The sequence below is a fragment of the Thermoleptolyngbya sp. M55_K2018_002 genome, from assembly GCF_015295965.1.
In the GTDB taxonomy this organism is placed as follows: domain Bacteria; phylum Cyanobacteriota; class Cyanobacteriia; order Elainellales; family Elainellaceae; genus Thermoleptolyngbya; species Thermoleptolyngbya sichuanensis.
Window position 1 is genome coordinate 1 of record NZ_DVEA01000361.1, and the last position, 11799, is coordinate 11799.

Below are 11799 nucleotides of genomic sequence, written 5' to 3' on the forward strand. Positions count from 1 at the left end.
GTCGCCTCCGCCAGAGGAGCCGCCCGCCGAACCGCGCCGCCCCATTGTGGAGATTAATCGAGAGCCAGAGACGGGCTATCGATCAGGCACGGTCTACTCCTTTAGCTATCGCCGCGCCCAGCCAGACACCCCCACCGACAACATCAAGGCTCCGCCAGACGAGTCGGCCCAGGGTTCTGCCCAGAGTTCTGCCCAAAGTTCCGCCCAGAGTTCCCCTGGAGAGGCTTCATCACAGACCCCTGCGGCAAGGTCGGCTGACCCCTCGACCGATCGCCCAGCCGATTCTGCAACCGCCAATCCACCCCATTCGCCCAAGGAATCCACAAAGCCCGGTTCAATTTACGAGGCAGACTTTCGGGTCGTGGTGCCCCCCAGCGACCCAAACCAAGAGCCGATCGCCCCGGTCATGGCGGAGGATGACGCAGACTGGGACGACGATGGCGATCGCCCTATTACCTCTGATGACGACTATGACCGCAGCGATGGCGGCGAAGTGTGGGACGACGAAAGCTGGGGCGACGAAAGCTGGAGCGGGGCAGACGAGCCTGGGGCAAGGCGCGGGTCGCTGGATCGAGAAATTTGGGATGATTGGGACGATGACGAGGACGAAGAGAATGACGACGGGGACAATCCTCCTTCTCGCTCTGGGGGATCGGGGCGATCGCCAGAGGGCAACCCACCACTGCGGTTGGGATAAGATTAATGTTTACAGAGTCGCTGCTGGAATTTTTGCGGGTCATCTTCACCGACTTCTCGCCGCCCTTTTCACGCCATGAACGACACGCCGCCCAACGGCAAACCCACCGAATCGGAATCCCTGCTGCTTCACCTGTCCACCAATCACACCGTTCCCGCCGATGCCGAAACGACGGTGCGGCGGCTGCGGCGCACAAACCTCTATCTGGTGGGGATGATGGGCTGTGGCAAAACGACCGTCGGCCGCCTGGTGGCGCAAAAGCTGGGCTACCAGTTTTTTGACACCGACACGCTCATCGAGACTGCGACGCATCAGACCGTGGCGCAGGTGTTTGCCGAGCGCGGCGAAGCAGGATTTCGCGATCTAGAAACGCAAATTTTGGCGGAGCTGTCGTCCTACGCCTACGGCAGTCTGGCGATCGCCACGGGCGGCGGTGCGGTGCTGCGTCCCCAAAACTGGAGCTACCTGCACCACGGCATCGTTATCTGGCTGGATGTGCCCGCTGATCAGCTTTATTACCGCCTGCGCCACAGCACCACGCGCCCGCTGCTGCAAGACCCCGACCCGCGCCAGCGCATTCAGGAGTTGCTGGATCAGCGCCGCCCGCTCTACGCCCAGGCAGATGTCCACGTCCAGCTTCGCGGCCGCGAGTCGCCCGAATTCGTGACGGCACGAGTGCTAGAGGCGATCGCCCGGGCCATTCGTCCTGAAGCCGAAGACCCCGAAGCCGAAGCAGAATAAACCCGCCCCGACCGATTTTCCTCTGAAATATCTTCAAATATCTTCCCCTTACTGAAGCCAGCTTGCCATCGGCTCAGTAGACTTCACGCGATGCATCCCTGCGGCGGCAAAGCGCTCGTAGGCAGCATCGGCCGCGTCGGTAAAGTCCACCACGCCAGGAACGACGACGGGCGAACTGCAATCTTCCAGCAGATAAATCCGGTCGGCTAGCTTGGGGTGAATCGCCTGGATTTCCGTCAGCAGGTCGTCGATGGTCCAGGCGACGCAGTGGCTCTTGGCCTGTCCGGCAATCAGCACCGCGTCGAAGTCCAGCAGCATGGAAATCAGCGGCAGATTCTTTTGGGCGATCGCCCGCTGTTGGGCATCTTCGGTCACTTCGGGCTTTAGCACCGAGTAGTTTTCCGTCAGCGGATGGCCGCCCTTGAGTTCAAACAAGGTCTGCGCTTGGCGGGCAATGCTGTGAAAAAAGCAGGCCTCCTCCACCGCCGACACCAGCGCGTGCCCAATGCCGCCCAGCATGGAGTGGTAGGGCCAAATGGTGAGCGGGTATTTGCCATCCTGGCTCAGCTTGCGGACGTAGTAGAGGGCGTAGGCTTGCAGGCTGTCTGCGGTGCCGTAGGCGATATTGGGGGCGATCGCCGGATTCACGCGCCACACGCCCGTTTCTACATCCTCCAGCGAAATCATCGTCATCGCGGGCGGATGCTCCCCAGCCTCATTGATCCAGAACACCGCATGGAAAATCTGGGTTGCGGTGTGGGTGTCCATCGTGGCGGCGATCGCCGTAATGCTGCCCAGGTTGCGATAGATAAACTCACACAGCCGCACGTTATCGTCCACCGCGCCCCGGCCCGATCGCCCCCCCACAAACAGTTCATAGTCGGGAATGCAGAACGTATTCTGCACGTCGATCGCCAGCAGACACACCCGCTTCTCATCCATCACCGCTGGCGTTAATTCATGCTCCTTTGCCCACAGCGCTGCCTGGGCCGCCCGCATTTCGTAGGGCACACGCCAAACTTCGCCCACGCGCTGCGGGTCGAAAAAGGTGGGAATGGGGAGAGGGGAGGGCATAGAAAAAGTCGGAGAAAGGGGTGGATTGAAGCGTTGTCGCGAGAGCAGATTCACCATAGGCAGCTTCACAGCAGCTTCACAGCAGATTCACCAGAAAGTGATCGCCGTATACAGCGACACATAGCGATCCTCTGCCCTCATGCCGTCACTCTATCACGCAAATTATCACGCGATTTATCACGCGAATTATCACGCGAAACCCTCACACGCGGGCAAACGACATCCGGCTGAGAAACGCCCGCAGGCGATCGCTCTGGGGCGCGTCTAGCACCTGCCGCGCCGGGCCTTCTTCTTCGACCTGGCCCTGGTTGAGAAACAGGACGCGATCGGCCACTTCGCGGGCAAACTGCATCTCGTGAGTCACAATCACCATCGTCATCCCCTCTTCGGCGAGTTGCTGCATGACTAACAGCACTTCGCCCACCAGTTCTGGGTCGAGGGCGCTGGTCGGTTCGTCGAATAGCATGATCTTGGGCTTCATGCAGAGGGCACGGGCGATCGCCACACGCTGCTTTTGCCCGCCAGAGAGCATTTCGGGATAGACCTCGGCCTTTTCGCCCAGGCCCACTTTTTCCAGCAAGATCCGCGCCGTCTGCCGCGCCTCTTTGTCGGACAGGCCCAGGACCTTGCGCGGAGCCAGCGTCAGGTTATCCAGCACCGTCATGTGGGGAAACAGGTTGAACTGCTGAAACACCATCCCCACCTGGGCATGGAGCAGGCGCAGGTCTGCCGCGCTGAGGACGCTGCCCGCCGACAGGTCAATCCCGTTCACCACCAGCCGCCCGCTGTTGATCGTTTCCAGATGGTTAAAACACCGCAGCAGCGTGCTTTTGCCGCAGCCCGACGAGCCAATCACCGCCACGACTTCGCCGGGGTTGATATGGCCGCTGATGCCGCGCAGCACCTTCAGTTGTCCAAAACGTTTTTCTACCTGAGCAAACTCAATCGCAGGCGTGGCGGTGGCGTTGGGCGAAATCAGACGGTCGTTCATGGGCGGTGCAGGCTGGGATAGCAGGAAAAGTAACCAAAAGGGGCAGAAATAGTGCTGTAGGCAACGGAATTTCGTCCGTGGTCGGCAGACGATGCAGTTTTAGCACAGGCGATCGCTTCTACGGAGATGCGACGGCTACGGTCGGCTTTTTTTAGGTCTGATTTAGGTCTGATTTGGGTCTGATTTGGTTATGTTTCTGGCTAAATCTTTTGAGTAAATTGTTTAACGATCTGTACCATCTTTGCGCGAGAAATGGGCGATCGCCTGTACAATTTCAGTCTCTCAAGGCAAACGACAATCTGCCTATCCCATTGGGGTTTTGTAATTTTTGGAACCCTGCTTTGGGGAATCCTGTAACGTTTAGTAACTTTAGGCTAGTAACTTTAGGCAAGTTTAGGAGTGTTCGATTTTCATGCTGAGATTCACTCGTATTCGCTGGCGGGCGCTGGGGCCAGGGCTGCTGAGCCTGGTCTGTGTGGTGCTGTTTGCGGCCTGCGGGGGCAGTGCGCCAACCGCCGACAGCGGTTCTCTGTCAACCGCCGACGCGGCTCCGCTGAAGGTGGCACTCGACCCCACCTTTCCGCCATTCCAATCCCAAACGGGCGCGGGCCAGTTTGAGGGTTTTGACATTGACCTGATGAATGCCGTGGCCGATGCGGGCGGCTTCACGATGAACATGGAAGGTCTGCCCTTTGACGGCATTATTCCGGCGCTCCAGGCGGGCACGATTGATGCCACCATCAGCACCATGACCATCACCAAAGAGCGGGCCGAAGTGGTGGACTTTTCTCGGCCGTATTTCAAAGCAGGGCTGGCGATCGCCGTTCAGGACGGCAACACCGACATCACGGGCTTTGATTCCTTGAGCGGCAAGAAAATCTCTGCCCAAATTGGCACAACGGGCGAGGCCGAAGCCCGCAAGTCTGGCGCAAGCGAAGTCCGCACCTTCGACAGCACGCCGCTTGCCCTGCAAGAACTGTCGAACGGCAACGTCGATGCCACCATCAGCGATGCGCCGGCCATCCTCTACGCCATCAAGAGCGGCGGCGTGCGCGGTGTGAAGGTCGTCGGCGAACTGCTCACCGAAGAGTTCTACGGCATCGCCACGCCCAAGGGGTCGCCCAACCTGGCAAAAATCAACGCGGGCCTGCAAACCATCATTGCCAACGGCAAATACAAAGAGATTTACCAAAAATGGTTTGATGGCGAACCGCCGGTGTTGCCCGAGGCCGCACCGATTTAGTCGCTCCAAGTGAATCGTGGGCCGATCGCGTCTGCGATTCACAGTTAGCTTCACAGCTAGATTCACAACTAGCTTCACAATTATCGGTTTACTCGTTTTTAGGAAACACTGTGCAGCGATCGCTTGAAGTCATTCTCAATGCGCTCCCCAGCCTCTACCTTGGAGCCATTACCACCCTCCAACTCACCATCGTCTCGATCTTGCTGGGGCTGGTGTTGGGGTCGGTGCTGGCGATCCTGCGGCTGTCGCCGTCGCGCTTGGTGCGCCTGGGGGCGATCGCCTATATCGACTTTTTCCGGGGCACGCCGCTGCTGGCGCAGTTGTTCATGATTTATTTCGGGCTGCCTAGCCTGCTGCAAGGCATGGGCATCGGGCTAAAGTTCAACCAGTGGACTGCGGCAATTCTCGCGCTCAGCCTCAACGGAGCCGCCTATATTGCCGAAATCGTGCGGGCGGGCATCCAGTCGATCGAACTGGGGCAGCGAGAAGCCTCGCAATCTTTGGGACTGGGGCCCCTGCAAACTCTGCGCTATGTGGTGTTTCCGCAGGCGTTTCGCCGGATGATTCCGCCCTTGGGCAATGAGTTTATCAGCCGCCTCAAGGACACGAGCCTGGTAGCGGTGATTGGCTTTGAGGAACTGCTGCGGCGGGGGCAGTTGGTCGTGGCGCAGACCTATCGGGCGTTTGAAATTTACTTTGCAGTGGCGCTGGTCTATCTGCTGCTGACGCTCCTCTCGTCTCAGTTCTTCAGCTTTTTGGAGCGCTGGATGAACCCGGTGGAAAAGCTAAAGCGACAGGCATTGCGGGTTCACGAACAGGAAAGCTGAAGCAAGCTGAGCCTCATGGTGTCTTTGGAAAAGTTAGGACTTACGCACTTGCGATCAGCTCGCTGGATTTTGGACAATTTCTCGCGGGCTGCGCCTGCGAGAAATTGTCCAACTGCGTAGATCCCCAAAAGTTTCAACATTTTTTGCATGAGCTTAAAAAATGTTGGCAGTTTTGCTAACCTGTGCAGAACCCATTCCACAATTAATTCACTGAAGTGAATTATCACAATTTGGGCAGGGTTGGGCAGGGCCACAATTTGGGCAGGGCGCGAGATCCCCGTTCCGCAATCTCCATCCAAAACCCAAAATCCCCAATCCCCAATCCAAAATCCCCATTTCCGCTTACAGCCCCCAGCGCCAGGAGACGTTGTTGCGATGGTTTTTCCTGATTTCGTCCGATTCCCCCGATTCGTGCGATCGCTCTTTTTTATCCTGCTGGGTCTGACGTTCACGGTTGCGATCGCCGCCTGTAGCGCCCCCACGCCCCAAGCCGTTGCACCGGGTTCGACGATGCGCGTCGCAGTAGTACCCAACTATCCACCGCTCGCTTCTAAAACGGCGGATGGCCAGCTCCAGGGCTTTGAGATTGACCTGATGAATGCCTTTGCTGAAGCCACCCAAACCCAGGTGGAATATGTGCCGCTGCCGTTCTTCGACGATGTGATGCGAGAGCTATATGGCAACGATGTCGATATGGCGATCGCCGCCATCACCATCACCCCCGAACGGCAGCGCGTCGCCGATTTTTCGCGCCCCTATTTCAAATCGGGAATGGCGATCGCCGTCCGCGACAGTGAAACACAGATCACCAATCTCGACAGCCTCGCAGGCAAACGCATTGGCGTAGAAACGGGCACCGTTCAGTCCAGCATCGCCCGCACTATTCCCAACGCCACCGTCGTCGGCTACGACAGCAGCAAAACCGCCTGGAATGAACTGCTGCAAGGCAAAGTGGATGCCGTCATCAGTGGCGAAACCGCCGCCTCCTACGCCATCCAAACGGGCAGCGTGCGCGGTATGAAGCTAGCGGGCGAGCCGTTCACCGATGAATTTCTGGGCATTGCAATGCCCAAAAACTCGCCCAACCGAGAATTTGTCAACAGCGGCCTCGCCTCCCTGATCGACAGCGGCAAATACGCCGAACTCTATCGCAAATGGTTTGACCGAGAGCCGCGCCCGCTGCCTGAGAAAATTGAAGGCGTTGGCTCAGACGGCATACCCGATTCCCCCACGCCCCGCCGCCCTGCCCGCTGGACAGTTCCCAAAGCGGCCTAATCACCCGTTTGCATGAATCGCCGCCGCGTTCCAATTCATAGAATCTGACCATTCAAATCTGGACGGCGCAATGCCCACTTTTGTGGCTCTACCCAAAGTGGAACAGTTGTGTCAGTTTACAGGTCTTGTGAATGATAGATTGGCCTGCATCCTGCGGGATGAATACTTGTAACGCGGTGTGAGTTGCGAATTCATGAGGAGTCTTTTGCTGTCGCTGGTGACGGCTGCTGCGCGTCGGACGAAGGATCGGTTTGTCCAGCAAACCAAGAATGTCGCAGCAGTTCAAGAAAAGTTTTTACTGGATTTATTGCGCTGCTATCAAAATACAGAGCTAGGGCAGCACTTAGGATTGGCAAAGATCAAAAGCGTGGAGCAGTTTCGGCAGCAGGTGCCGATTTCGCCCTACACGGTTTATGAACCCTACGCTCAGCGGGTCGCTCAGGGCATTCCCAACGTCCTGACCCCCGACCCGGTAGTGTATATCAACATGACCAGCGGCACAACGGGACGGCAAAAGCTGATTCCGGCGACGAAGCGATCTCGCCAGATGCTCTCAAAGGCAAATCAGGCGAGCATTGGCTTTATGGCGGCGGCAGCGGCGGAGCGCGGGTTGCCCCTAGGCAAAATGCTGATGACGAGTTCAGCGCGGACCTTTGGCAAAACCGAAGGCGGCATTCCCTACGGCCCTATCAGCGCGGGCATGGTGATCCTCAGTGGCTGGATACACAAGCAAATTTTTGCCCATCCTTATGAAACGCTGCTGATCGGCGATAGCGTGGCTCGGCATTACGCCTGTTTGTTGTTTGCGCTGCGGGATGCCAACCTGTCGCTCATCGGGGCAACGTTCCCAGTGACGGCGCTGCAACTGTGCGACTATCTGGAATGCTACGGCGCAGAGCTAGTAGAAGATTTGGAGAATGGGGCGATCGCCCCCTGGCTGGATCTAGACCCGCATCTCCGCACTCAGCTAGAACGCCAGCTCAAGCCCGCCCCCAAACGCGCCGCCCAACTGAGAAACATCCTCAAAACCCACGGCAAGCTCACGCCCAAACTCGCCTGGCCCAAGCTTTCCCTCATCGTTACTGCCCGCGGCGGCACCTCCAGCTTTTACATGGAGCGCTTCCCGCAATATTTCGGCAACACGCCCGTCTTTGGCGGCATCTACTCCTCCGCCGAAGCGACCTACGGGGTCTACCACAACATCGACCGAGACGGCACCATTCTGGCGATCGAAAGCGGCTTTTTTGAATTTCTCCCTGAAGATCAGTGGGGCTTGGAAAATCCTCAAACCCTGCTGCCCCATGAGGTGCTGCTGGGCAAGCGCTACCGCATCGTCGTCACCAACTACAACGGGCTATATCGCTATGACAATGGCGATGTCGTAGAAATTCTCGGCTTCTACAACCAGGCTCCCATCGTCATCTTCCGCCATCGACTGGGCGGGCTGCTGTCTTCCACGACCGAAAAAACAACCGAGTTTCACGCGATCCAGGTGATACAAGCCCTCCAGCACGAATTCGACCTGTCGCTGGCAAACTTCTGCATCACGCTATCCGAGCATGAAGTGCCGCCCCACTATCTGGTCAACGTAGAACTGGCACCGGGGCAGACCCTCGCCGATCCAGAGCGATTCTTGCAGCGGTTCGACGAAATCTTGAAAGAGGTGCATCTGTCCTATGCCAAAAAGCGGGCAGATGTAGTGCCGCCGCCGCGCTTGCGAATCTTGGCACCGGGCAGCTTTGAAACGCTGCGTCAGCGCTTGCTCCAGCGGGGGATTCCCGAAGCCCATCTCAAGTTTCCCCACATCACCGAAGACCGCCAATATTTGGCAGGATTAACCGTAGAGCGCGAAGTCCGCATGGCGGAAGAACGGGTCGGCCTTAGAGGATAGCTGCGGAGTCAGTCACAAAGGAAATATTAACTAGCACTATGGGAAGCACGCTAACGGAAGTCGTCAAATTTATCGAGAGCAAAGTTCCGGAGTATTCGATCGTCGGCGAGTCGGTGTTCTTTAGCAAAGAGCAGTTTCCCTGGGCCGAGCGCCTGGAGGCAAACTGGCAGGTGATCCGCAAAGAACTGGATCAGGTGATGGAATATGCCGACGCACTGCCCAACTTTCAGGACATTTCGCCCCGGCAGCACCGCATCGCCAACGACGACCGCTGGAAGACCTTTTTCTTTTGGGCGTTTGGCTTTCGCTCGGAACCAAACTGCAAGCGCTGCCCAGAAACCGTGAAACTGCTGGAAACCATTCCGGGGCTGAAGGTCGCCTTCTTTTCGATCCTCGCGCCAGGGAAGCACATCCCGCTGCACCGGGGCAAGCACAAGGGACTGATCCGCTATCACCTGGCGCTGAAGGTGCCCGAACCCCGCGAGAACTGCCGCATTGAAATCAATGGGCAAACCGCCTATTGGGAAGAAGGCAAGAGTCTGATTTTCGATGACACCTACTATCACCAGGTGTGGAACGACACGGATGACTATCGTGTGGTGCTGTTTCTCGACATTGCCCGCCCGCTGCGTTTCCCGATGTCTTTGGTGAACTGGACGGTGAACAGCATCCTCGGCTATACGCCCGTTATTCAGGTAGCGCGGGGCAACCATCAGACCTGGGAGAAGCAGTTTGAGGAGATGTTGAAGTAAGAGGGGAAGAGGGAAGAGGGAAGAACGAAGAACGAAGAACGAAGAACGAAGAGGGAAAAGGGAAGAGGGTGGGATGATGGGGGAGGGGAATCGACGACCCCGGTGTTCTAATACTCCCAATTTCTGATGAACCGACTTGCGAATGCCCAAAGCCTCTATCTGCGAAAGCACGCGGAGAATCCGATTGATTGGTGGCCCTGGTGTGAGGAGGCGATCGCCCTGGCGCGGCAGGAGAATTTGCCGATTTTTTTGTCGATTGGCTACTCAAGCTGTCACTGGTGTACGGTGATGGAGGGCGAGGCGTTTTCTAACCTGGAAATCGCCGACTATATGAATGCCCACTACGTTGCCATCAAGGTCGATCGGGAAGAGCGTCCAGACGTAGACAGCATCTATATGCAGGCGCTGCAAATGATGACCGGGGCGGGCGGCTGGCCGCTGAATGTGTTTCTCGATCCAGAAACGCTGCTGCCGTTTTATGGTGGGACTTATTTTCCAGTGCATCCGCGCTATGGGCGGCCGGGCTTCTTGCGGGTGTTGCAGGAGTTGAAGCGGATCTATGAGAGCGATCGCCCCCGGCTGCAATCCGTTCAGGCAGAGATTCAGGCGCGATTTCAGCAGACGGCAGCCCTGTCAGCGGCGGAGTCACTGGACAATGTGCTGTTGCAAAAGGGCTTGCAATACTGCGCGGGCATCCTGTCGGCAAGAGACATGGGCCCCAGTTTTCCGATGATTCCCTACGCAGAGGCGGCGCTGCGGGGCATCCGGTTTGCCGACTCGGAGCCGCTGGACGATGCAACCGTCCGCTATGATGCGCGGGAACAGTGCCGCCAGCGGGGGCTAGATCTGGCGCTGGGGGGCATTTTTGACCATGTGGCGGGTGGTTTTCATCGCTATACCGTAGACCCGACCTGGACTGTGCCCCACTTTGAAAAGATGCTCTACGACAATGGGCAAATTGTGGAGTATCTGGCGAACCTGTGGGCGGCAGGAATGCAGGAGCCCGCCTTTGAACGGGCGATCGCCCTCACGGTGCAGTGGCTCCAGCGGGAAATGACCGCGCCGGAGGGCTACTTCTACGCCGCGCAGGATGCCGATAGCTTCGCCGCCGCAAACGACGGAGAGCCAGAGGAGGGCGCGTTTTATGTCTGGCGCTATGCCGACCTAGAAGCGCAGTTCTCCGAAGCTGCCTTGCAGGAACTAGCAGAACACTTCACCCTCACGCCCGCCGGGAACTTTGAAGGGCAAAACGTGCTTCAGCGGCGACAGCCGGGAATCCTGCCCGATTCGGTTGAGCAATCTCTGGCGGCGCTGTTTGCCATCCGCTATGGCAGCGCACCAGAGGCAATTGCTACCTTTCCGCCCGCCCGCAACAACGAAGAAGCCAAGACCCACGCCTGGCCCGGCCGCATTCCCGCCGTCACGGATACCAAAATGATCGTCGCCTGGAACAGCCTGATGATTTCTGGGCTGGCCCGCGCCGCCGCAGCGCTTCAGCGAGAAGACTACTTTCACCTGGCCAACCGCGCCGCCGACTTTATCTGGCAGCAGCAAATCGTCGAGGGTCGCCTGCATCGGCTGAATTATGACGGCGCGGTGAGCGTGCTGGCTCAGTCCGAAGACTATGCCCTGCTGATCAAGGCGCTGCTGGATCTGGATCAGGCGGCGTTGGCACTAGCCTCGCGGAGCGATATCGCCCTTGCGCCCATTGCCTCCAGCGACCTGCCCGCCCATTTCCTCGATCGCGCCCTGACGCTGCAAGCCGAATTTGACGCATACCTGGGCAGCGACGAAGGCGGCTATTACAACACCGATGCCCGTGCGGATCTGATCCTCCGCGAACGCAGCTACGACGACAGCGCCGTGCCCGCGGCCAATGGCGTGGCGATCGCCAACCTGATCCGCTTGTTTCTCCGTGCCGGACGGCTGGACTATCTGGACAAAGCCCAGCACGCGCTCCTGAGTTTCGGCAGCGTCATGGAAAAAACGCCGCAGGTCTGCCCCAGCCTGTTCATCGCGCTGGACTGGCTGCAAACCTATACGCTGGTCAAAACATCAGGCGATCGCCTCCCGTTCCTGCTGAGCCAGTACCATCCCACAACGATGTTCGCCGCAGAATCAGACCTCCCCGCCGAGTCCATCGGCCTCGTTTGCCAGGGGCTTAGCTGCAATGAGCCAGCCCGCAGTGTGGCGCAACTGCTGGAGCAGCTTCGGCAGAGTGAAAAACGAAAAATGAAGAACGAAAAATGAAAAGTAAAACGTTCTTCCCTCTTCGTTCTTCTTTCTTCGTTCTTCTCTCTTCGTTCTT

8 protein-coding genes and 2 pseudogenes are annotated in these 11799 nt (G+C 58.0%); 8 read left to right on the forward strand and 2 right to left on the reverse strand.

All coding sequences use genetic code 11. The features are described 5' to 3' along the window. A pseudogene (locus IGS51_RS18270) lies at positions 1-697 on the forward strand (hypothetical protein); the annotation flags it as partial. Between the two features lie 75 nt (positions 698-772). Further along, positions 773-1438 carry a shikimate kinase gene (locus IGS51_RS18275; protein ID WP_297080215.1) on the forward strand — a complete coding sequence of 222 codons (666 nt, stop codon included), beginning with the start codon at positions 773-775 and terminating at the stop codon, positions 1436-1438. A gap of 48 nt (positions 1439-1486) precedes the next feature. Here the strand turns inward: IGS51_RS18275 and IGS51_RS18280 are convergent, their stop codons facing one another. Beyond that, positions 1487-2512: an isochorismatase gene (locus IGS51_RS18280; RefSeq protein ID WP_297080216.1), complete on the reverse strand. Its 1026-nt coding sequence runs from the start codon at positions 2510-2512 to the stop codon at positions 1487-1489. Positions 2513-2714: 202 nt separating this feature from the next. Further along, positions 2715-3503, reverse strand: coding sequence for an amino acid ABC transporter ATP-binding protein (locus IGS51_RS18285; protein ID WP_297080217.1), 789 nt, complete (start codon positions 3501-3503; stop codon positions 2715-2717). 412 nt (positions 3504-3915) lie between these two features. On the opposite strand from IGS51_RS18285, the gene IGS51_RS18290 reads away from it, so the two are divergent. From IGS51_RS18290 to IGS51_RS18315, 6 genes and pseudogenes are all read left to right on the forward strand, one after another. After that, positions 3916-4746 carry a basic amino acid ABC transporter substrate-binding protein gene (locus IGS51_RS18290; protein ID WP_297080218.1) on the forward strand — a complete coding sequence of 277 codons (831 nt, stop codon included), beginning with the start codon at positions 3916-3918 and terminating at the stop codon, positions 4744-4746. 119 nt (positions 4747-4865) lie between these two features. Beyond that, a pseudogene (locus IGS51_RS18295) lies at positions 4866-5573 on the forward strand (amino acid ABC transporter permease); the annotation flags it as partial. A 375-nt stretch (positions 5574-5948) separates the two neighbouring features. Beyond that, positions 5949-6848, forward strand: a complete 900-nt coding sequence (locus tag IGS51_RS18300) for an ABC transporter substrate-binding protein (RefSeq protein WP_297080220.1) — start codon at positions 5949-5951, stop codon at positions 6846-6848. 193 nt (positions 6849-7041) lie between these two features. After that, a complete protein-coding gene (locus tag IGS51_RS18305) occupies positions 7042-8739 on the forward strand; it encodes a GH3 auxin-responsive promoter family protein (RefSeq protein ID WP_297080221.1) in 1698 nt (565 codons plus the stop codon). A gap of 38 nt (positions 8740-8777) precedes the next feature. After that, on the forward strand, positions 8778-9491 hold the full coding sequence (locus tag IGS51_RS18310) for an aspartyl/asparaginyl beta-hydroxylase domain-containing protein (protein WP_277774607.1): 714 nt from the start codon (positions 8778-8780) through the stop codon (positions 9489-9491). 123 nt (positions 9492-9614) lie between these two features. Beyond that, positions 9615-11741, forward strand: a complete 2127-nt coding sequence (locus IGS51_RS18315) for a thioredoxin domain-containing protein (protein WP_367279373.1) — start codon at positions 9615-9617, stop codon at positions 11739-11741. The last annotated feature ends 58 nt before the right edge of the window (positions 11742-11799 follow it).

Excerpts from the sequence above, each read along its gene's own strand:
- IGS51_RS18275 (WP_297080215.1), top strand. The coding sequence starts at position 773 with ATGAACGACACGCCGCCCAACGGCAAACCCACCGAATCGGAATCCCTG.
- IGS51_RS18280 (WP_297080216.1), bottom strand. The coding sequence starts at position 2,512 with ATGCCCTCCCCTCTCCCCATTCCCACCTTTTTCGACCCGCAGCGCGTG.
- IGS51_RS18285 (WP_297080217.1), bottom strand. The coding sequence starts at position 3,503 with ATGAACGACCGTCTGATTTCGCCCAACGCCACCGCCACGCCTGCGATT.
- IGS51_RS18290 (WP_297080218.1), top strand. The coding sequence starts at position 3,916 with ATGCTGAGATTCACTCGTATTCGCTGGCGGGCGCTGGGGCCAGGGCTG.
- IGS51_RS18300 (WP_297080220.1), top strand. The coding sequence starts at position 5,949 with ATGGTTTTTCCTGATTTCGTCCGATTCCCCCGATTCGTGCGATCGCTC.
- IGS51_RS18305 (WP_297080221.1), top strand. The coding sequence starts at position 7,042 with ATGAGGAGTCTTTTGCTGTCGCTGGTGACGGCTGCTGCGCGTCGGACG.
- IGS51_RS18310 (WP_277774607.1), top strand. The coding sequence starts at position 8,778 with ATGGGAAGCACGCTAACGGAAGTCGTCAAATTTATCGAGAGCAAAGTT.